This window comes from Paraburkholderia sp. CNPSo 3274, from assembly GCF_024206475.1.
GTDB lineage: Bacteria > Pseudomonadota > Gammaproteobacteria > Burkholderiales > Burkholderiaceae > Paraburkholderia.
Genome location: NZ_JAMBPR010000038.1, coordinates 66,242 through 86,150, shown reverse-complemented (window position 1 = coordinate 86,150; position 19,909 = coordinate 66,242). Strand labels below are relative to the sequence as shown.

Genomic DNA, 19,909 nt, shown 5'->3' with positions numbered 1-19,909 from the left:
CGCCACCGGCACGATTTCCGCGTCGAAGCGGCCCGCCTTCTGCGCGGCTTCCGCCTTGTTCTGCGACAGTGCCGCAAACGCGTCCTGCTCCTCGCGCGTGATGCCGTATTCCTTCGCGACGTTTTCCGCCGTCACGCCCATGTGGTACTGGTTGTACACGTCCCACAGGCCGTCGACGATCATGCTGTCGATCAGTTTCGCGTCGCCCATGCGGAAACCGTCGCGCGAGCCCGGTAGCACGTGCGGCGCGGCGCTCATGTTCTCCTGGCCGCCGGCCACGACGATGTCCGAATCGCCCGCGATGATCGCGTTCGCGGCCAGCATCACCGCCTTCAGGCCCGAGCCGCACACCTTGTTGATCGTCATGGCGGGAACGGCCGCGGGCAGGCCCGCCTTGATCGCCGCCTGACGCGCCACGTTCTGGCCCGAACCGGCGGTCAGCACCTGACCCATGATCACGTCGCTCACCTGGTCGGGCTTCACGCCCGCGCGCTCGAGCGCGGCCTTGATGATGATCGCGCCCAGGTCGGGCGCCGCCACCTTCGCGAGCGAGCCGCCGAATTTGCCTACCGCCGTACGTGCGGCCGAAACGATCACAATGTCAGTCATGTTGAGCTCCTGCTCTGCAAATGCGCTGGAATATCGATGTCTGGAAAGCTGAGCCGGCAAACGCCGCGCCCTCGTCGTTCATTTACGACGACGAAGACGCGTGTTCACGTGTATTGGCGTATTGCCGGCGGCCAGGAACGCGAATCAGGCCTTGGCCGAGCTTGCCTTGGCGGCAGCGGGCTGGACGGCGACCGGCGCGGCTTCCTGGGCGGAAGCGACGACGTTCTGGAAACCGCTCTGGGCCGTTTCGATGGCCTGGCGGGTTACGCCGCGCAGCGTTTCGGCGGCATTGTTCACGGCTGCGAACGTCGAGTTCATGGCCGCGACGAAGGACTCCGCGCCCACGGGCGCGTTTTGCGTCAGGCCTTCGGAAAAGGCCTTGAAACGCTGCTCGTGCTCGCCCGATTGCGCCTGGGCGGCTTGAATCCACTCGTTTTGGGTCGTCGTCGCGATGTCAACGAGATGGCGGCCGTACGACATGGCCTTGGCGGCCGCTTGCTGCGACGCACCAATTTGCTGCGTCAGGAACTCCGCGGGATTGCCACTTTGGAGGGCGCCCGTAAGTGTCGCTTCGCTTTCGGCGATGGCAGCCTTGCTGGCCTGTACGTTGAGATCGATCACGGCCTGCACGCCCTGGAAAACGGGCTTCGTGAGCGCAAAGAACGCTGCGACGCCAGCCTGGTAATTCGCGCGGAATTGTTCGGGTGCGGAAACGGACATCAGTTCATACTCCTTGGTTAGTCTTACTAATTAAAGCGCCAACCCCCGATGGCCTGACTTACGGCTGTATTCCTATGTTTGAAAACTAATGTTGCATCGCCGCAGTCAACCTAGAGTGACTATTCTAAGGCAGGAATTTAACAATTTTGTGGCGGTTCATATTAGGTAAAAACCCTTAACGTAAGTCTTTCGGGTTCGGAACTTGCAGTTGTCAAGCAACCTGCTTTCAAGATCGGTAAGCTCGACGCTGAACTCGGAAATTGTGTGGTGAATGGCCCGCGACGGATTTTCTCCGCAGGGCCGTTCAAGTATTTATAGGGGCGGTTGACCCCTCTGCATCAAGGGAGAGACATCATGATCCGCAAACCACTGCGTTCGTCCTTTGCCGCCGCTGGCAGGAAGCCCACTCGGGCGATAACTGGGTGCCGGGGCACTGGGTCGAGGACGTGGCATTGAACGGCGTAAGGCCTGAATGCCCGACTTCAAACTGAGAAACGACTATGACGGTGCGGCAGCGGGTTCGCCTGCGGTTCAATCGTTGCAGACCGACAAGGCCGGGAAGGCCTTGAACGAACGCGATCCGGATGCGGAACTCGTCGCGCGTGTCGGCGCGCGTGATCCGCTTGCCGTGCGCGCGCTCGTCGCGAGCAAGCTGCCGCGCCTCATCGCACTCGCCACACGCATGCTGGGCGACCGCAGCGAAGCCGAAGACGTCGCTCAGGAAGCTTTCATGCGGATCTGGAAACAGGCGCCCACCTGGCGCACCGGCGAAGCGAAATTCGACACGTGGCTGCATCGCGTGGCGCTCAACCTGTGCTACGACCGCTTGCGCGGACGCCGCGAAGAGACCGTAGAAGACGTGCACGCCATGAGCGAGCCGACACCCGATCCCGCAGGCTCGCCCGACCAGCAGATCGAAGCGCGCACGCGCGACGAACGCGTGCGCGCCGCACTCGCGGCGCTGCCCGTGCGTCAGCGCGAAGCGCTCGTGCTTACTTACTATCAGGAGCTTTCGAACCTCGAAGCAGCCAGCCTGATGGATATTTCGGTGGACGCGCTCGAAAGCCTGCTGGCGCGCGCCCGGCGCACCCTGCGCGCACAACTGGCCGGCGAAGCCGCCGGTAAGGATTCCGTATGACACCCGAACGATTCCACACGCTCGTCGCAGCTTATGGCGCCGACCTGCAACGCTGGCCGCAGCACGAGCGCAAAGACGCGCTCGAATGGGCGCGCGAACATCGCGCCGAAGCCAACGCGGCGCTCGACGAAGCCGTGGAGCTCGATAGCTGGCTTTCCCGCGACATGGTCGCACCGCCCGCTCGCGCGCTCTTCGAGCAGATCGTTGCGGGTGCACCTGTCAAGCCCGTTGCCGCCGCGAAGCGCCGCAGCTTCTGGTGGTCCGGCGCGGCGTTCGCGGGCGTGGGCCTCGCAGGCGCGCTCGCGGGTGCGCTGACGATATCGTTCGTCGTGCTCGGCGGCACGACGCCCGCAGCACCGCACGAGACCTGGCTCAGCACGAGCTTCGGCGGGACGAGTTCCGACTGGAGCGAATCGAACCTCAACGCCGGCGCCGAAGGGAGTGATGAATGAACGGCTGCTCATGGAAAACGCTGCTCGTCGGATCGGTACTCCTGAACGTTTTTCTGCTCGGCGCCATTGCGGGCGGGGCGTGGCGCTGGTTCGCCGTACACGGCGAGCCGCAGGCGCAACCGGCGCAGCGCGTGGCGTTGCGCTTCGCCACCGAGGAGCTTTCGCCGGCACGTCAGCAGCAGTTCGCTCAAGCGCTCAAGTCCTCGCGCCGCGAGGGCCGTCAGTACGCGCGCGACGGACGCGACGGACGGCGCGAGGTGCTCGACCTGCTCGCCGCGCCGCAACTCGACCGCAACGCCATCGACGCCGCGCTCACGCGCACGCGCACGGCCGACAGCGCGTTGCGCGCGCAAATCGAAAGCGGCGTAGTCGATTTCGCGGCCACGCTCACGCCCGAAGAACGCGTGAAGTTCGTCGAAGGGCTCGAAAAGCGCGGCCAGTGGCGGCTGCCGGCGCAGCCGCAAAAGCAGCCGCAGAAGACCGTCAGCGAAGCGAGCGGCGCGCAGTAAATAATTTGGCGGACCAGCGACGGATAAGGCGAGCGATGACCGTTTAACGGGAATACGCAACGCTCCAACGAGCACAAGGACCGCGCATGGAAAGCCTTTCGAATGCCCGCGCCGGCGCGATCGCCATGAACCGCTTCGGCCTCGGCGCACGCGCCGACGAGACGCCGCCCGCCAACCCTCAGGGCTGGCTGCTCGGCCAGTTCCAGGCATACGAACCCCTGCCTGCCGCATGGCGCAACGAGCCCGGCGCGCTGGCGCTCGCCGCACGCTTCGGGGCAGAACGCCAGCAAGGTATGACGGCCGACGCGGCAGCAAGCGCGGCTTCAGAGACGAACGCACAAGACAACGCACAACAAGCCGCACGCCGCGCGGTCAATCAGACGATCCGCCGCGAGAGCGTGGGCATCTACCGCAGCGCGGTCACAGCGCGCCTCACGAGCGCCTTGCAGACCGACACGCCTTTCGTCGAGCGCCTCGTGCATTTCTGGTCGAACCACTTCGCCGTATCGGTGGATAAGGCGCTGATTGCGGGCATTGCGGGCGCATTCGAAATGGAAGCGATACGGCCGCACGTGCTCGGCAATTTCGCGGACATGCTGGTCGCCGTCGAGCAGCACCCTGCCATGCAGCTCTTTCTCGACCAGACGCGCTCCGTTGGACCCGACAGCCGCGCCGCACTGCGCGCCGATCAGCGCGACCCCGCGCACAAGCGCGGCCTGAACGAGAACCTCGCACGCGAGATCATGGAGTTGCACACGCTAGGCGTGCGCACCGGCTACACGCAGGACGACGTGACCGAATTCGCACGTGCGCTCACGGGCTGGAGCGTGGCGGGGTTGCGCGGGCCGCAGCCCAACAATGCAGCGCCCGGCAGCTTCGTGTTTCGCCCCACGCTGCACGAGCCGGGCGCGCGCACCGTGATGGGCAAGCGCTACGATCAACCGGGCGAGCAGCAGGCGCTCGCCATACTGAACGACCTCGCGCACGCGAGCACCACGAGCCGCCATATCGCGTTCCAGCTCGCGCGTCACTTCGTCGCCGACAATCCGCCGCCGGCGCTCACCGAGCGCCTTGCGCTCGCCTTCGAGCAAAGCGGCGGCGACCTGCCCACCGTGTACCGCGCGCTCGTTGAAGCGCCGCAAGCGTGGGCGCCGGTCGATGCGAAGTTCAAGACGCCGTGGGAATGGACCGTTTCGTCGATGCGGGGCCTCGGCTGGCGCGAACCCGGCGACATGGGCAACATCAATGCCGCGCCGCTGCTCACGCAGCTCGGCCAGCCAGTGTGGCGGCCGGGCTCGCCCGCCGGCTACGACGACATCGCCGCAAGCTGGGCCGCGCCCGACGCGCTCGTGCGCCGCGTGGAAGTCGCGCAGCGCTTCTCGGCGCGCGTGGGCGACCGGCTCGACCCGCGCACGCTCGGCAACACGCTCATGGGCGCCACGCTCAGCGCGCCCACGGCCACCGCAGTCGCGCATGCAGAAAGCGCGTCCACTGCGATCGCCTTGCTGCTCGTCTCGCCCGATTTCCTGAGGAGATAACCGCTATGGTTTCCCGCCGCCATTTCCTGCGCGTCGCCGCCGCTGGTGCGGGCGCGATGCTAGTCGCACCACGGATCGTATTCGCCAGTGTCGAAACCGAGCGCCGCTTCGTGTTCGTGATCCAGCGCGGCGCGGCCGACGGACTCAACATCGTCGTGCCCTATGCGGAGCCGGCCTACGCCACGCTGCGCGGCCCGCTCACCATCGACACCGACAAGGCCACGAAACTCGACGGCACGTTCGCGCTGCATCCGTCGCTCGTACAGATGGCGCAGATGTATAGCGAGAAACAGGCGCTCTTCGTGCATGCGATCGCTTCGCCGTATCGCGACCGCTCGCACTTCGACGGTCAGAACGTGCTGGAAACAGGCGGCCGCGCGCCCTACCAGGTCAAGGACGGCTGGCTCAACCGGCTCGTCGCGATGCTGCCCGCCTCGCGCGAAAACGCCATTGCGCTTGCGCCGACGGTGCCGCTCGCGCTGCGCGGCACGGTACAGGTGAGTTCGTACGCGCCCTCGGCGCTGCCCAGCGCTTCCGATGATCTGCTCACGCGCGTTTCTGCGCTCTACGAAGCCGATCCGCAACTACGCGCGCTCTGGACGTCGGCAATGAACGCACGCGGGCTCGCGGGCGACGCCAGCGCGCGCCAGGACCCTGCGAGCGTCGGCAAGCTTGCGGCGGGCTTCCTCTCGCGCCCCGATGGCCCGCGCATCGCCATGATCGAAACCGGCGGATGGGACACGCACAGCGCGCAGAATGCGCGGCTCGCGAATCAGCTAAAAGCGCTCGACACGATGCTCGCCTCGCTGCGCGACGGCCTCGGCCCCGCGTGGGACAAGACCACGGTGCTCGTCGCGACCGAGTTCGGTCGCACGGCCGCGGCGAATGGCACGGGCGGCACCGACCACGGGCAGGCTTCGGTGGCCATGCTCGTGGGCGGCGCCGTGGCGGGGGGACGCGTACAGGCCGACTGGCCGGGGCTGCGCAGCGCGGATCTCTACGAGTCGCGCGACCTCAAGCCCACCGCCTCACTCGACGCATTGATAGCGGGCGCGGCCGCGGAGAGCCTCGGGCTCGATCCGCAGCGCACAGCATCGACGCTATTCGGCGATGCCGGCACAAAATATGCCATTCCGGGTTTGATAAGGGCATGAGCCAATAGAACAGACATACACGGAAGCGGGCCGCTTTGCGTGGACCCAGATACCGGCACGCGTTGAGATCAGCCATCCGTTCGGATAACAAAATAATTTCAATCAGTGGAGGACAGCCGTCATGAAGATAAAACTACTGCACCCCGTGACCCTGGTCGCCTGCGCCGCCCTGCTTTCCGCGTGTATCGTGGAGCCGGGCCACCCACCGGAACCGGCACCGCGCGTCGAGACACCGCCGCCCGCACCCGCCCAGGGCTATGCCTGGGCCAAGGGACATTACCGCTGGGAAGGCAACCAGTGGGTGTGGATTCCGGGACATTGGGTCCGGGCGTACTAAGTCAGCTTTCAGCGGCGGTCAAATCGCATCCAGCGGATACACCGGCCGCCGCACCTTCCTGAATTCAAGCTTGAAATTCGCAAACGCATGCGCACGATCACGGGTACAAGCGCAGCGGACGAAAAGGCGGACTGAAGCCCCACCATTGGACCCTGCGATCGCGGCTGTCATTGTCTAGACTGGAACGAGTATGCGCGCTTCCCCACCCGTGAAAGGAGGACCGACAATGCTCACGCAGCGAACGAAGGACATCGTGAAGGCGACCGCGCCCGTGCTCGCGGACCACGGTTACGCCATCATCAAGCGCTTTTACACGCGGCTCTTCGAGGCCCACCCTGAACTGAAGAATGTGTTCAACATGGCGCATCAGGAACAGGGGCAGCAACAGCAGGCGCTCGCGCGCGCCGTCTATGCGTATGCGGAAAACATCGAAGACCCTTCGAGCCTCTCGGCCGTGCTCAAGAACATCGGGAACAAGCACGCAAGCCTCGGCGTGCTGCCCGAGCACTACCCTATCGTTGGCGAACATCTGCTAGGCGCGATCAAGGACGTGCTCGGCGAGGCGGCCACGGAGGACATCATCTCCGCATGGGCGCAGGCCTACGGCAATCTCGCCGACGTGCTGATGGGCATGGAAAGCGAACTCTATGAAGGTTCCGCCGACAAACTCGGTGGCTGGACCGGCTGGCGCAAGTTCATCGTGCGCGAGAAGCGGCCCGAAAGCAGCATCATCACCTCATTCGTGCTCGAACCGGCCGATGGCGGCCCGGTCGCGAACTTCGAGCCTGGCCAGTACATCAGCATCGGTGTGAACGTGCCGGCGCTCGGCTTGCAGCAGATTCGGCAATACAGTCTTTCCGACATGCCCAATGGCCGGACCTACCGCATTTCCGTGAAGCGCGAGGCCGGCGGCCCGCAGCCGGCCGGCTATGTTTCGAACCTGCTGCACGACCATGTGAATGTGGGCGACGAAATGAAACTGGCCGCACCATACGGCAACTTCCATATCGACGTGAACGCCCATACGCCTATCGTGCTCATCAGCGGAGGCGTGGGCCTCACGCCGATGATCAGCATGCTCAAACGAGCGCTTCAGGATCCGCAGCGCAAGGTCGTGTTCGTGCACGGCGCGCGCAATAGCGGCGTGCATGCAATGCGCGACCGTTTGCGTGAGACCGCGACCACGAATGCCAACTTCCACCTCGTGATTTTCTACAACGAGCCGCTGCCCGGCGACGTGCAAGGTCGCGATTACGATTACGCGGGGTTCGTCGACATCGGGCAGATCAAGCGGGCGATTCTGCAACCCGACGCCGACTACTATATTTGCGGCCCCATTCCCTTCATGCGCATGCAGCACGATGCGCTAAAGAATCTCGGCGTTCACGAAGCCCGGATTCACTATGAAGTCTTCGGACCGGATCTTTTCGCGGAGTAGGCTCGAACTTCATGTCGGCAGGCGCGGCGCAAACGCCGCGCCTGTCGTTTCCATCGCTCAGAAACCAAACACATTCAGCGCGTTGCCGCCGCGCACCGCGTCGCATTGTGCTTTCGGCAAGCGCGCGGTATTGGCAAATGCGCCGCGCGTGTCATGCACCTGGTGCGGCCAGTCCGTGCCGAACATGACCTGGTCCGCGCCCACCACCGAAATCAGGAACTCGAGCGACGCCGGGCTATACGTGATGCAGTCGTAATAGATGTGGCGCAGGTAGTCGATGGGCTTGCGCTTCATCTGGCGGCGCTGCGCAATTTCCACGTCGTCGCCCTTGGCGAAGCGGCCCGCGAGATACGGCAGCGCGCCGCCCGCATGCGAGGCGATGATCTTGAGGTTCGGATACTGGTCGAAGAAGCCCTCGAAGATCATCCGCGTGATGGCGAGCGTCGTATCGAACATGAAGCCCACCGACCAGCTCAGGTCGAACTTCGTCATGTCCATTTGTTCGACGCCCGGCGGATCGGTGGGATGCACGAGCACCGGCAGCGCACGCCGGTCGATCTCGGCCCAGATCGGCGCGAACATTGGGTCCGTGAGGCTGCGGCCCGCCACGTTGGCGAGCACCATCACGCCGCTCGCACCGTTGGCGCGGGCGCGCTCCAGTTCCTGCACCGCGCGTTGCGGATACTCCCACGGCAGCGAAGCGAACCAGCGGATACGCTCGGGGTGCGCGGCCTGACCCTCGGCAATCGTATCGTTGGTCTCGCGGGCGGCCTGGCAGCTCGTTTCCTCGTCGCCCCAGAATACGTTCGGGCACGTCAGCGAAACGACCGAGACGTCGATGCCCGCTTCGTTCATGTGCTCGATGCGCAGGTCGAAATCGAAATGGCCCTTCTGCGGAATCACAACCGGCGTGTTACCGCGAAACACTTCCTGCTGCCCGTCGGGCCGCGTTTGAATGTTGTAGGCTCCGCCGCGCTCCTTGAGCAGTTCGAGCCACTTGTGCGTGAAGATATGGGTATGGACGTCGATGACGGGCATGGTGGTTTCTCCTGTTCGAGATTCGCTGGTGGAATGGTTGACGCTTCGTCATCCTTATCTTGTGGATAGAAGCGTCAGCGTGCAGGCGTTGCGCCGCTCCGCTCAAATGGACGAAGGCGCGGAAAGATCGTTCAAATGCGGTGCGTCACGCTTGAGCATGAACGCGCCAACGAGACCCAGCGCGAAGAACACCGCGCAGAAGTGGGCAGGCGCCATGTTGTTGCCCGTGGTATGCAGCAACCACGTCAGCACGAACGGCGAGAACCCGCCGAAAATCGCCGCGCCGATGTTGTACGAAATCGCAAGGCCCGTGGAGCGCACTTCGGTGGGAAAGAGCGCAGCGAGCGCCGTGGGAATCGGACTGTTCGAAGCACCGATCAGCAACGCGAACAGCAGTTCCACCGTCATGATCGAAACAATGGAAGGTGCGCTCACGATCCAGTAATAGGCCGGATACAGCACCACAAGAAATACGATGAGCGAGCCGCAGATCATGCGGTTGCCGCCCACACGGTCCGCCATATGGCCGAAGATCGGAATCGTGACCACGCGCAGCAGCACGCTGGCGAGCAGCACGGTAAAGGGCAGCGTCACCGGCATGTGCAGGTTCCGCACCGAATAAATCGGCAGGTAGGTGATGATCACGTACGCCATGACATTGAGCGCGGCGCTCAGCGCCGTCGCCACGAACAGTTCTCGCGGGTATTGCGAGACCACATGACTGAACGGCGCCTTCACGCGCTTGCCGATCTGCTCGAACGCCTCGGTCTCCGGCAGACTGCGGCGGATATAGAAGCCCACCGGACCAATGAGCAGACCAAAGAGGAAGGGAATGCGCCACGCCCATGATTCGAGCGCGTGCGGCGTGAAGAGGTGCGTGAGCGCGCTGCCCATTGCCACGGCCAACAGCGCACCCAGCGCCTGGGCAAACATCTGCCAGCTGCCGTAGAGATTGCGCCGCCCTTTGGGCGCGTACTCGATCAGCATGGCCGTGGCCGTGCCGAACTCGCCGCCCGCCGAAATACCCTGCAGCAGGCGGGCGCACAAGACGATTGCGGGCGCAACGAGTCCGATCTGCTGAAAACCTGGCGTGAAGGCGATCATCGCGGCCGCCAGCGTCATCAAGGCGATGACGAGCGTCAGGCCCGCCTTGCGGCCCTTGCGGTCGGCGTACATGCCGAGCAACACACCGCCGAGCGGCCGGACCACGAAGCCCGCGCCGAAAGTGGCCGTGGTCAGCATGAGCGCTGCGTATTCACTGTCGCCGGGAAAGAACTGCCTGGCGATGATGATAGAGAGAAACCCGAATACGACGAAGTCGTACCACTCCAGCACGTTACCGAGCGTCGACGCCACGGCGCCACGCCAGCGAATGCGCGTATCCATTGCTCTCACGACTGTCTCCTGCGGCCAGCTCGCGGCTGGCCTGCTTTATTGGATCGTTATCGACTTCACCCGAATCTGCCGCAATGCAATGTAAGGCACTATAGTCATGAAGACAATCGAACAAAATCAATGGCTCCATAAAGTAACTTTATGCAACCGACCATCAAGCAACTGCGCGCATTCGCGCTCGTCTGCCGCTTCGGCGTGCTCACGCGTGCGGCCGACGAAATGTTCATCACGCAACCCGCCGTGAGCGTGCTGATCCGGCAGATGGAGGAAGCGCTCGGCATGCGCCTGTTCGACCGCACGTCGCGCTCGCTGCGGCCCACGGTGGCGGCACGCGAAATCCTGCCCACTGTCGAGCGCATGCTGCGCGACCTCGAATCGATCCAGTCGAGCGTGAAGGAGCTGGCCGGGCGAGCGCGTGGGCAGTTGCGTTTCGCCGCCACGCCTTCCATCGCGGCGGCAATCGTGCCGCGGCTCGTGGCCGAATATCGCGCGCTGTATCCGAACATCGAAGTTTCGATCGACGACGCCGCGCCCGACCGGCTCACGGCGTCCACGCTCACCGGCGACGTGGAGTTCAGCATCGGCACGATCAGCGACAAACCCGAAGGCATTACGCTGCAATGTCTCGCGCGCGACAGGCTCTGCGCGATCTGTCGCAAGGACTCGCCACTCGCGAAAAAGCGCCGCGTCACGTGGGCCGATGCGCTGAGCTACCCATGGATCGGCGTGAAGCCGGGCAGCGGCATTCGCGGCCTGATCGACGAGACGCTGTTCGCGCTAGGTGAGCGCAAGTCCATTGAATATGAGGTGTCGTATATGACAACGGGACTCTCCATGACGGAGGCGGGGCTCGGCATTGCGATCTTTCCGGGCATGCTGCTCGGTGCGTTTCCCCACCGCGATCTCGTCGCGCGCAGGCTCGAAGCGCCCGTCGTTACGCGCGACGTCAATTTGATCCGGCGGGCCGAGCATTCGCTTTCGCCCGCAGCGGAATCTTTCATCGAGCTTTGGCACAAGCGCATCGGCAAGCCGGCGGTCGTTTGAGCCCGTGCGGCCCGTATCACCCCGCCATCATCTGCGCAGCACCTCTCCGGAGCATTCGATCATCCCGCGTATCACGCGGCTGCGCGAGGAAGCGCGCGACCAGAGAATGCCGAAGCGTCGAGGCTCCGTTTCCTCGGGCAGTGGGAGACGCGCGAGCCGCAGGCCCTTCGTAAGCGGCGTGCCGATATCGGGCACGAGCGAGACGCCAAGGCCACGATCCACCATCAGCGCAATCGCCATTAGCGAGTTCAATTCGAACAACTCGCGCGGCGCGATCTTCGCGCGGCGCAGATACTGGTCGGCCTGCTTGCCGCCGCCCAGCGCGCGGTCGTAACGAATGAACGGCTCGCGACGCAGCAGGTCGTGCGGATCGGCGCGCGCGAACTTTGCAGGCGCAAGCACGACGATAGGCTCCTCGCGCAACAGGTACCAGTCGTACGACTTCGGCAGCGCGAAGGCGGGGTGCAGGCAAATGGCCACGTCCACCTCGCCGCGCTGCAAGGCCTCGAAGAGTTCCATCGAGGTGCCTGCGCGTATCAGCAGGTTGACCTGCGGGAAAGCGGCGGCGAAGCGCGCCAGCACGTCGGGCAGCACGCTCAGCAGCGCCGACGTGATGGTCCCCACGCGCAGTTCGCCGCCCATTTCCTGCTCCTGCGCCAGCGCTTTCAGCTCGTCGAAACCGCGCACGAGCAAGCGGGCGCGCTCCACGACGCGCTGGCCCGCCTCCGTGGGAATGACGGTGCGCCCCGCGCGCATGACGAGCGCCACGCCAAGTTCGCGCTCCAGCGCCTGGATTTGCTGCGCGATCGCGGCGGGCGTCACGCCCACGCGCCGCGCGGCCTCCGCCATCGAGCCGCTCTCCACGACCAGCAGCAGGTTGCTCAAAAACCCGGTGTCCATAAACGTAGCTTCTCTATGGTTTAAAGATAGATTCGCATAGTTTATCTAAATCGTTGCCGATCGTAGACTGCCCTTCAGTGGTGATCTATATGGAACGCACGGAGATGAGAAGCAAGTTGTTCGTACCGGCATCGCGCCCGGAGCTGTTCGAAAAGGCGCTCGCGAGCGCCGCGGACGCATTGTCGTTCGACCTGGAAGACTCGGTTGCGCCTGCGCGTAAACCCGAAGCGCGTGAGGCGTTGCGCACGCTGCTGGTTTCGCCCGCCGTGCGCGAACGCGGCAAGGTGCTGATCGTGCGCGTGAATGCGCTCGACACACCGTGGTTCGCCGACGATATCGCTGCAGTGGTTCAACCCGGCCTCGATTACGTGAATCTGCCGAAACCCGAATCCGCCGACGACGTGCGTGCCGCCGCTGCCGCGATCGAGCGCGCGGAGCGCGCCAATAGCGTAAGCCGCCCCGTGAAGCTGCTGCTCAACGTCGAGTCGCCGCGCGCGCTGCGTGAAGCGGCGACGCTCGCTGCCGCGCATACACGCGTGGCGGGGCTGCAACTGGGTCTTGGCGACCTGTTCGAGCCACTTGGCATCGCACGGCGCGACCCGGCAGCCGTGCAGCAAGCCATGTTCAGCTTGCGGCTCGCAGCCGGCGAAGCGGGCGTGTTTGCCTACGACTCGGCTTTCGCCAATATCAAGGATGTCGAAGGATTTCGCGCTGAAGCCGAATTGGCCCGTGCACTGGGTTTTCTCGGCAAGAGCTGTATCCACCCGAGCCAGATCGCGCTGGCGAACGACGTGTTTCGCCCTTCCGACGAAGAAATCGCCCACGCGCTGCGCGCGGTGGAAGCGGCGCGCAACGCCGAACGCGACGGCGTGGGCGCTTATGTCGTAGACGGCAAGATGATCGATGCGCCCTTCGTCGAGCGCGCCCGGGCGCTCGTGCAAAACGCCGAACGGCTTGGACTCGTTACATCCGCAACGTCTTGCGAGGTGCGCCAATGAACCAGCCTGCCGAAACGAATGCAACGCCGCGCGGCCCGCTCGCGGGCGTGCGCGTGCTCGACCTGAGCGCCTATATTGCGGGCCCGTATGGCTGCACGCTGCTCGCGGATCAGGGCGCGGACGTCATCAAGATCGAACCGCCCACGGGCGACAACCTGCGCAAGTATCCGTCCACGCTACCAGCCGAAAGCCGCGCGTTTCTCGGTGTCAACCGCGGCAAGCGCGGCCTCGTGCTCGACCTGAAGCAACCCTGCGCGCAGGAGGTGCTGCTGCGTCTCGTCAAACAGGCCGACGTGCTCGTGCACAACTTTCGACCCGGCGTGCCGGCGCGGCTCGGTATTGCCTGGGAACAACTGCGCGAGGTGAACCCGCGGCTCATCTACTGCGCGGTCACCGGCTACGGCGACCAGGGCCCGAACAAGGACAAGGCCGGCTACGACCAGGTGCTGCAGACCATGACGGGCATGTGCACGCTCCAGGGCAAGAACGGCGGGCCGCCCGAGATTCTCTACGGCTCGGTGGTCGACTATTACGCCGCCGCGCTTGTCGCAGCGGGAGTATCCTCGGCGCTGTTCGAGCGCGAGCGCAGCGGCGCGGGCCAGTACGTGGGCGTTTCGCTGCTGCGCAGCGCGCTCACCATGCAGTCCGCGCGCATGATCTGGGCCGATGACGAACCGAAGGACGTTGGCCGCGACATGCGCTCGGGCGGGATCACCGGCATTCATCCCACGCGCGAAGGCTGGCTCTACATCTCCGCGAACACGCCGCATTTCTGGCAGGCGCTCTGCGAAAAAACCGGGCTCGCTGCACTCGCGGAGAACGCGCGTTACGATTCGGTGCGCAAACGTGCCGAGCATCGCGACGAGATCGTGCCGCAATTGCACGCCGCGTTGCAGGCGCGCAGCGCGCTCGAATGGGAAGCGCACTTTGGCGAGGCGGTCCCCTGCGCGGCGGCGCGCACGGTCGAAGACATGTTCGACGATCCACAGGTGCTCGAGGAGGAGATGGTCACGCGCTACGACTATCCCGGCGTGGGCGCGTATCGCGGCTTTCGCGAGCCGATTCGCTTCGGCGCGACGCCTGCGCCGGACCCGATCGCCGCGCCCGCCTTTGGCGAGCACTCCGATGCGGTGCTGCGCGAGGCCGGCTGGAGCGATGCGGATATCGAACGATTGAGAAACGAGCACGCCGTGCTCTGAACACAAAGAGCTGCATCCGCGCACATCCATGCCTGGTGGCGCGCGGCAAACAAGGAGACAACGCGATGGACCGCGAGCAGCATGTCCATACCATCGACGCCCCCAACGCGCGCATACAAGCGCCTGCCTTCGCGTGCGATTCGCACGTCCACATCTACGATCGCCGCTTTGCGGCGTCGCCCGGCAACGGTGCGCGTATCGTTGATCGCGCAACGGTCGAGGACTATCGCCGCGTTCAGGAACGCACCGGCACGCAGCGCACCGTCATCGTCACGCCGCGCCCTTACGGCACCGACAACTGTGTGACGCTCGACGCGATCCGCCAACTGGGCATCGAGAACGCCCGCGGCGTAGCCGTCCTGCGCCCAGAGGTGAGCGATGCCGAACTCGACATGCTCGATCGCGGCGGCATACGGGGCATCCGCTTCACGTTGTACACGCCGCATCAAGCGGTCGTAACTTTCGACATGGTCGAGCCGCTTGCGCGGCGCATAGCGGAACTCGGCTGGCATGTGCAATTGCACTGGACCGCCGACCAGATCGTCGAGCACGAAGCCTTGCTCACTCGCCTGCCCTGCAAGATGGTGTTCGACCATCTCGCGCGCCTGCCCTTGCCGGCGGGCATTTCACATCCCGCGTATGGCGTGGTGCGCCGTCTCGCTGCTTCGGGGCGCGTGTGGGTCAAACTCTCGGGCGCCTACCTCGATTCGCAAGTGGGACTCGCAGGCGGATACGCCGACCTCGCCGAGACCGCGCGCGCATGGGCCGCACTGTTGCCCGAGCGCACCGTGTGGGGCAGCGACTGGCCCCATGTGACAGAGAAGCACAAGCCCGATACCGCCGCGATCTTCGATCTGCTCGGCGCATGGGTCGACGATGAAGCGGGACGCGAGCGGATTCTCGTCGACAACCCCGCCGAACTCTACGGCTTCGCCCGATGAACTCGCGCCACTGCGCCCGAGATACAAACAGCCGCGCGCCAGGTACGCGCGGCCACTTTCCGCACCAGGAGACGACACGTGAAGTCCACCGCCACCGCCGCACCCGTACGCAAGACACGCTTCACCGACGCGACGATCAGCCTGTTCGAACGCACCATTCCCGACCCGTTCGTGCTCGCGATTCTCATCACGGCGGTCGTGGCCGCGCTCTCGGCGATGTTCGCCCCACATGCGACACTCAACACGCTCGTGGTCGGATGGTACAAGGGATTCTTTAATATCCTTACGTTCGCCTTCCAGATCACACTCGTCCTCGTAACGGGCCACGCGTTCGCTCACGCCGCGCCCGTGCAGCGCGTGTTCAAGGCGCTCGTGGGCATTGCCCGCACGCCGGTACAGGCAGCCGCGCTCACCTTCATGCTCGTGGCCGTCGCCTCGTTCCTCAACTGGGGCCTCGGCCTCGTGGTGAGCGCGCTGCTCGCGCGCGAAGTGGCCAAGCGCATGCGCGTGGACTTCGCGTGGATCGTCGCGGCGGGCTTTTCGGGCTGGGTAGTGTGGGCGAGCGGCATTTCCAGCTCGATCGCACTCGCACAATCCACGCCGGGCAGCGCGATGAACGTCGTGCAAAAGCTCACGGGCGAAGTGCTGCCGTTCACCGACACCGTGTTCACAGCGTTCAACCTCGTGCCCGTGGTCGTGATGCTCATCGCCACGCCCATCGTGCTCGCGCTCCTCAAGCCGCGCGATGAAGACGCCGTCGTGCTCGACATCGAGAAGAACCCCGACCCGGAACCGCGCAAACGCCCCGAAGGCAAACTGAGCTTCGCGAAGTGGCTCGAATACTCGTGGATCGGCAGCGCGTTCATTGGCCTGGTGGGCGTGACGTTCCTCGTGCTTGCGCACATCGAGCACATCGAAGCGTTTTCCGGCGTCAACGCCGTGATCTTCGTGATGTTCATCGCGGGAGTGATCCTGCACGGCTACCCGCTCGCCTACGCGGACGCGGTCAAGAACGCCGCCAAGCAAACCGGCTCGATGATGCTGCAATACCCGCTCTATGGCGGCGTGATGGGCATGATGGACGCCACGGGCCTGCCCAACGTGATCTCGCACTTCTTCATCGCGATCTCGAACACGCACACGCTGCCGTTCTGGAGCTATGTGTGTTCGCTCATCGTCACGTTCTTCATTCCGAGCGGCGGCGGACACTGGGCCGTGCAGGGCCCGTTCGTCGTGCCTGCGGCGATCGCGCTGCATGCTTCGATGCCTGCAACCACCATGGCCGTCGCCATGGGCGAGCAGGTGTCGAACATGATGCAGCCGTTCTGGGCCGCGCCCGTGGTCGCGATGGCCGGCATCGGCGTGCAGCGCGTACTGGGCTTCACGCTCATGACGTTCCTGCTCGGCACCGTAGTGTTCGGCGCGGCGCTGCTGCTGCTCGTTTGAGGAGCCCGCAATAATGGGCCCCCGAAACGAGCGAGACCGCCGATCACAGCCTGCCCTACGTGACCGCGCGCGCCATGTTCGACGGCGATATCAACCTCGCGAGCTATTGCCCCGAAGCGCTGCATGACCCGAAGATCCGCGCCTTTATGCAAAATATCAAGGTTGTAGAGGATCCCGAACTGACTCGGCTCTATCCGAAATATTACGCGACCATCGTGAGCGCCACGCTCACGGACGGACAAACCGTGTCGAAGCGTGTGGACGACATTCCAGGCTTCGCCACGCGGCCGATGCAGCGCGGCGATTTCGAGGTAAAGTTCCGCAAGAACGCGGCGCCCGTGATCGGCAAGGCGCGCGCCGACGACGCCCTTGGCTTTCTCTGGAGTCTCGACCAGCAACGCGACCTCTCCCACCTGTTTGCGCCGCTCGTCGTGCACGCCTGAGAAGCGCGAGGGGAAGTATCAGCCCCTCCCATGGCGCGCCGAAAGCTCCTCCAGATCGAGATCGCGTTCGAGCACGCGCAATAGTTCGTCGTGAATCAGGCCGGCGCGGTGCAGCTTCAACAGCTCCGCGCGTCCGGCTTCCACAGCGGCCAGCACGACGTCGTAGTGCGAGGCGCGCATTTCCTGCGGATAGCTCTCGGCGTTCGCATAATTGCGCGTCAGATTCGCACGATACGTGTATTGCTCCAGCAGCCGCGGGTGGATCACGCTGCCGTCCGGCCCGTGGACGAGCGGCGTGATCGCCGCCAGCTGCGCAGCTTCGAGGCGAGCCCATGCCTGCGGCTCGTTGAGATAGGTTTCCTCACCTTCCGGATCGTTCGCAGGTCTGATGAGTTTCACGAGCGGTCCGATGGTCGCGCCTTGTAGCAGCACCGTGAAAAGGATAACGGCAAACGCGGCGAAGAGGATGAGGTCGCGGCCCGGCATCGCCTCCGGCAGCGCTAGCGCAATGGCCAGCGTGACCACGCCGCGCATGCCTGCCCAGCTAACCGCCGTCGCACCGCGAAAGTCCGGCGTGCTCACGCGGCGCGGCACTATCCGGTGCAGCACGGTCCTGACGATCTCGATTCCATAGGTCCACACGCAACGCGATACGACAACGGCGAGCACCACGGCCATCGCAGCCGGGCCGAGCAGCGCGACGGCATTGCCCGTACCGCCGAGGCGCAGCATGACTCCGCGCAGCGAGAGGCCGATCAGCACGAACACCAGCGCCTCGAGCACGAAGACCATGACCTGCCAGAACGCCGTGCCGCGGCTGCGCACCGTGGCCGAAAAGATTTCGTGCTGATGCCAGCCTAGCTGCATGCCGCACGTGACCGTGGCGATCACACTCGAAACGCCCAGCATGTCCCCCGCGATATAGGCAATCCAGCCCGCGAGCACGGAGGCGGTGATGATCAGATATTCGTCTTCGAGCTGCCGCAGCAGACAAACCACGACATAGCCCACGACCGCGCCGACGACAATGCCGCCAAGCGCGAGCCCGACGAAACTGAGCGCCGCATTCGGCTCGCTGAATACGCCCGTCAATGCGGCAGCGACGGCGAAGCGAAACAGCACGAGACCGGCGGCGTCGTTGAGCAGACTCTCGCCTTCGAGCAGCACCATCAGGCGGCGCGGCAGCGCGAGCCGTTCCAGCACGGCTTTCGCGGCAACCGCATCGGGCGGCGATACCACCGCGCCCAGTGCGAAACATGCGGCCCACGGCAGCGACGGAACGGCCCAATGCGCGACGACGCCAACCGCCCACGTCGTGAATGCAACCGCGCCAATGGCGAAGAGCAGGATGGGCGCGAGGTGACGTTTAAAGTCGGACCAAACGAAGAAGTAAGCGCCGTCCATCAGCAAGGGCGGCAGAAACACGATGAGAACGAGGTCCGGGTCGATCACGACCGGCGGCAGGCCGGGCACGAAGGCCATGGCGGCGCCGCCTACCAGCAGTGCGGCAGCGGGCGGCAGGCGCAGGCGTTTGGCGAGCAACTCGAGTGCGATGATGGCGATGAGCGAAAGGAGCACGAGCTTGAACGCCGACACGGACGACATGACGCTTCCTTGTTTTTACCCAATGGGGATATCGAAGGAATTCGAATTGGGGGCGCGGCCGCCCCTCAATTCCCGCAAGCGTGAATCAAAAACTGCTGCATCGCTCGCGCTGGATCGCTGAGTACCGCCCCAGGATGCCATAACATACCCGCTTCCATCTGCGGAATGGCATCCTCTACGGCGCAAGCGTCGATGCGCTTACCCTCCAGCGACCACGGCCTGAACACCATATCCGATAGAATCGTCACGCCAAAGCCATGCGCCACGAGCCCGCGCAGCGCCTCCATCGAACTCGTGCGAAACGCGATATTCGGCGCAACGCGCCGCTTTTTCCAGTAGCGCAGCGTCGAGGCCTCGCCCTCGTCCACCGTGAGCAGGATATAGGGGTAACGCGCGATGTCGCGCAGCGTGACGGTGCCCATTTGCGCGAGCGGATGCGTCGGTGCCGCCCACAACTGGCGGCGCGAACGCATCAACACATGGTGGCCGAAGCGCGCGCGCCGCTCCACGTTGGAAAGCAACGCCACGCCAAGATCCACCTTGCCCGCGAGCACCGCGTCCTCGATGGCCGGCCGGTCCAGATCGTGCAGATCGATCTCGATCTCGGGATAGGTCGCACGAAACCGCGCGAGCAGTTCCGGCAGGAAATAGCCGAGCAGCGTATAGGAGGCGGCCATGCGCACCGTACCGCGCAAGCTGTGCGCGCGAAACGGGGCCTTGTGCAGCGCGTCGCGCACCGACTCCAGCACGTGGCGGGCGTGGTTGAGGAAGTCCTGCCCGTCCGGCGTCAGTTCCACGCCCTGGGGCAAGCGCACGAAAAGCCGTGTGCCGAGCGCCTCCTCGAGCGCGAGCACCGCATTGGTGATCGCCGACTGCGAGACATGCTCGGACGCCGCCGCCATCGAAAACTGCCCGTTCTGCGCCGCCGCCACGAAGTAGCGGAACTGCCGCAAAGTCACGTCCTTGGCCATGTGCTTTTCGAATATCGTGAGTCGATGGTTCCGA

General features: G+C 64.7%; 19 protein-coding genes and 1 pseudogene. 13 read left to right on the top strand and 7 right to left on the bottom strand.

The annotated features are described in order from the left end of the window. Both M3I54_RS25000 and phaP read right to left on the bottom strand, forming a co-directional pair. The coding region (locus M3I54_RS25000) for a beta-ketoacyl synthase N-terminal-like domain-containing protein (RefSeq protein WP_302059124.1) at positions 1-609 on the bottom strand (609 nt) is incomplete at its 3' end. Between the two features lie 144 nt (positions 610-753). After that, on the bottom strand, positions 754-1,329 hold the full coding sequence (gene phaP / locus M3I54_RS24995) for a TIGR01841 family phasin (protein ID WP_254340852.1): 576 nt from the start codon (positions 1,327-1,329) through the stop codon (positions 754-756). A gap of 472 nt (positions 1,330-1,801) precedes the next feature. Between phaP and M3I54_RS24990 the strand changes: the two genes are divergently transcribed. The 7 genes from M3I54_RS24990 (at position 1,802) to hmpA (ending at position 7,895) form a co-directional block, all read left to right on the top strand. Continuing rightward, positions 1,802-2,467, top strand: coding sequence for an RNA polymerase sigma factor (locus M3I54_RS24990; protein WP_254340849.1), 666 nt, complete (start codon positions 1,802-1,804; stop codon positions 2,465-2,467). Continuing rightward, positions 2,464-2,919 (top strand): hypothetical protein, encoded by a 456-nt coding sequence (locus M3I54_RS24985; RefSeq protein ID WP_254340847.1) that lies wholly within the window; start codon positions 2,464-2,466, stop codon positions 2,917-2,919. Before M3I54_RS24990 ends, M3I54_RS24985 begins: the two co-directional genes overlap by 4 nt. Next, a complete protein-coding gene (locus M3I54_RS24980; protein WP_254340845.1) occupies positions 2,916-3,428 on the top strand; it encodes a periplasmic heavy metal sensor in 513 nt (170 codons plus the stop codon). Before M3I54_RS24985 ends, M3I54_RS24980 begins: the two co-directional genes overlap by 4 nt. Before the next feature lie 86 nt (positions 3,429-3,514). Beyond that, positions 3,515-4,966 (top strand): DUF1800 family protein, encoded by a 1,452-nt coding sequence (locus M3I54_RS24975; protein ID WP_254340837.1) that lies wholly within the window; start codon positions 3,515-3,517, stop codon positions 4,964-4,966. A gap of 5 nt (positions 4,967-4,971) precedes the next feature. Beyond that, positions 4,972-6,120 carry a DUF1501 domain-containing protein gene (locus M3I54_RS24970; RefSeq protein WP_302059123.1) on the top strand — a complete coding sequence of 383 codons (1,149 nt, stop codon included), beginning with the start codon at positions 4,972-4,974 and terminating at the stop codon, positions 6,118-6,120. 121 nt (positions 6,121-6,241) lie between these two features. Further along, positions 6,242-6,457: a YXWGXW repeat-containing protein gene (locus M3I54_RS24965; RefSeq protein ID WP_254340835.1), complete on the top strand. Its 216-nt coding sequence runs from the start codon at positions 6,242-6,244 to the stop codon at positions 6,455-6,457. 226 nt (positions 6,458-6,683) lie between these two features. Then, entirely contained in the window at positions 6,684-7,895 is a 1,212-nt protein-coding gene (hmpA, locus tag M3I54_RS24960; protein ID WP_254340833.1) for an NO-inducible flavohemoprotein, read from the top strand. Positions 7,896-7,952: 57 nt separating this feature from the next. Here the strand turns inward: hmpA and M3I54_RS24955 are convergent, their stop codons facing one another. Both M3I54_RS24955 and M3I54_RS24950 read right to left on the bottom strand, forming a co-directional pair. Then, a complete protein-coding gene (locus M3I54_RS24955; protein WP_254340831.1) occupies positions 7,953-8,933 on the bottom strand; it encodes an amidohydrolase family protein in 981 nt (326 codons plus the stop codon). A gap of 102 nt (positions 8,934-9,035) precedes the next feature. Continuing rightward, positions 9,036-10,319, bottom strand: a complete 1,284-nt coding sequence (locus M3I54_RS24950; RefSeq protein WP_254340859.1) for an MFS transporter — start codon at positions 10,317-10,319, stop codon at positions 9,036-9,038. Positions 10,320-10,469: 150 nt separating this feature from the next. On the opposite strand from M3I54_RS24950, the gene M3I54_RS24945 reads away from it, so the two are divergent. Further along, on the top strand, positions 10,470-11,372 hold the full coding sequence (locus M3I54_RS24945; protein ID WP_254340828.1) for a LysR family transcriptional regulator: 903 nt from the start codon (positions 10,470-10,472) through the stop codon (positions 11,370-11,372). A gap of 27 nt (positions 11,373-11,399) precedes the next feature. Here M3I54_RS24945 and M3I54_RS24940 read toward each other — a convergent pair whose 3' ends face one another. Continuing rightward, positions 11,400-12,272 (bottom strand): LysR family transcriptional regulator, encoded by an 873-nt coding sequence (locus M3I54_RS24940; protein ID WP_254340826.1) that lies wholly within the window; start codon positions 12,270-12,272, stop codon positions 11,400-11,402. A 104-nt stretch (positions 12,273-12,376) separates the two neighbouring features. Between M3I54_RS24940 and M3I54_RS24935 the strand changes: the two genes are divergently transcribed. From M3I54_RS24935 to M3I54_RS24915, 5 genes and pseudogenes are all read left to right on the top strand, one after another. After that, a complete protein-coding gene (locus M3I54_RS24935; RefSeq protein WP_254340824.1) occupies positions 12,377-13,270 on the top strand; it encodes a CoA ester lyase in 894 nt (297 codons plus the stop codon). Then, positions 13,267-14,469, top strand: a complete 1,203-nt coding sequence (locus M3I54_RS24930; protein ID WP_254340822.1) for a CaiB/BaiF CoA-transferase family protein — start codon at positions 13,267-13,269, stop codon at positions 14,467-14,469. The genes M3I54_RS24935 and M3I54_RS24930 overlap by 4 nt, the downstream gene beginning before the upstream one ends. 65 nt (positions 14,470-14,534) lie before the next feature. Then, a complete protein-coding gene (locus M3I54_RS24925; RefSeq protein WP_254340820.1) occupies positions 14,535-15,410 on the top strand; it encodes an amidohydrolase in 876 nt (291 codons plus the stop codon). Between the two features lie 78 nt (positions 15,411-15,488). Further along, positions 15,489-16,856: a short-chain fatty acid transporter gene (locus M3I54_RS24920; protein WP_254340819.1), complete on the top strand. Its 1,368-nt coding sequence runs from the start codon at positions 15,489-15,491 to the stop codon at positions 16,854-16,856. Positions 16,857-16,888: 32 nt separating this feature from the next. Beyond that, positions 16,889-17,299: pseudogene (locus M3I54_RS24915) on the top strand (MmgE/PrpD family protein); the annotation flags it as partial. Positions 17,300-17,317: 18 nt separating this feature from the next. Here the strand turns inward: M3I54_RS24915 and M3I54_RS24910 are convergent. Together M3I54_RS24910 and M3I54_RS24905 are read right to left on the bottom strand one after the other, a co-directional pair. Further along, positions 17,318-18,904, bottom strand: coding sequence for a Na+/H+ antiporter (locus tag M3I54_RS24910; protein WP_254340817.1), 1,587 nt, complete (start codon positions 18,902-18,904; stop codon positions 17,318-17,320). A 65-nt stretch (positions 18,905-18,969) separates the two neighbouring features. After that, complete coding sequence (locus tag M3I54_RS24905) at positions 18,970-19,875, bottom strand: LysR substrate-binding domain-containing protein (protein ID WP_254340816.1); 906 nt, start codon at positions 19,873-19,875, stop codon at positions 18,970-18,972. Positions 19,876-19,909 lie beyond the last annotated feature (34 nt).

Coding starts and splice junctions, on each gene's coding strand:
- phaP (WP_254340852.1), bottom strand. CDS start 1,329: ATGTCCGTTTCCGCACCCGAACAATTCCGCGCGAATTACCAGGCTGGC.
- M3I54_RS24990 (WP_254340849.1), top strand. CDS start 1,802: ATGCCCGACTTCAAACTGAGAAACGACTATGACGGTGCGGCAGCGGGT.
- M3I54_RS24985 (WP_254340847.1), top strand. CDS start 2,464: ATGACACCCGAACGATTCCACACGCTCGTCGCAGCTTATGGCGCCGAC.
- M3I54_RS24980 (WP_254340845.1), top strand. CDS start 2,916: ATGAACGGCTGCTCATGGAAAACGCTGCTCGTCGGATCGGTACTCCTG.
- M3I54_RS24975 (WP_254340837.1), top strand. CDS start 3,515: ATGGAAAGCCTTTCGAATGCCCGCGCCGGCGCGATCGCCATGAACCGC.
- M3I54_RS24970 (WP_302059123.1), top strand. CDS start 4,972: ATGGTTTCCCGCCGCCATTTCCTGCGCGTCGCCGCCGCTGGTGCGGGC.
- M3I54_RS24965 (WP_254340835.1), top strand. CDS start 6,242: ATGAAGATAAAACTACTGCACCCCGTGACCCTGGTCGCCTGCGCCGCC.
- hmpA (WP_254340833.1), top strand. CDS start 6,684: ATGCTCACGCAGCGAACGAAGGACATCGTGAAGGCGACCGCGCCCGTG.
- M3I54_RS24955 (WP_254340831.1), bottom strand. CDS start 8,933: ATGCCCGTCATCGACGTCCATACCCATATCTTCACGCACAAGTGGCTC.
- M3I54_RS24950 (WP_254340859.1), bottom strand. CDS start 10,319: ATGGATACGCGCATTCGCTGGCGTGGCGCCGTGGCGTCGACGCTCGGT.
- M3I54_RS24945 (WP_254340828.1), top strand. CDS start 10,470: ATGCAACCGACCATCAAGCAACTGCGCGCATTCGCGCTCGTCTGCCGC.
- M3I54_RS24940 (WP_254340826.1), bottom strand. CDS start 12,272: ATGGACACCGGGTTTTTGAGCAACCTGCTGCTGGTCGTGGAGAGCGGC.
- M3I54_RS24935 (WP_254340824.1), top strand. CDS start 12,377: ATGAGAAGCAAGTTGTTCGTACCGGCATCGCGCCCGGAGCTGTTCGAA.
- M3I54_RS24930 (WP_254340822.1), top strand. CDS start 13,267: ATGAACCAGCCTGCCGAAACGAATGCAACGCCGCGCGGCCCGCTCGCG.
- M3I54_RS24925 (WP_254340820.1), top strand. CDS start 14,535: ATGGACCGCGAGCAGCATGTCCATACCATCGACGCCCCCAACGCGCGC.
- M3I54_RS24910 (WP_254340817.1), bottom strand. CDS start 18,904: ATGTCGTCCGTGTCGGCGTTCAAGCTCGTGCTCCTTTCGCTCATCGCC.
- M3I54_RS24905 (WP_254340816.1), bottom strand. CDS start 19,875: ATGGCCAAGGACGTGACTTTGCGGCAGTTCCGCTACTTCGTGGCGGCG.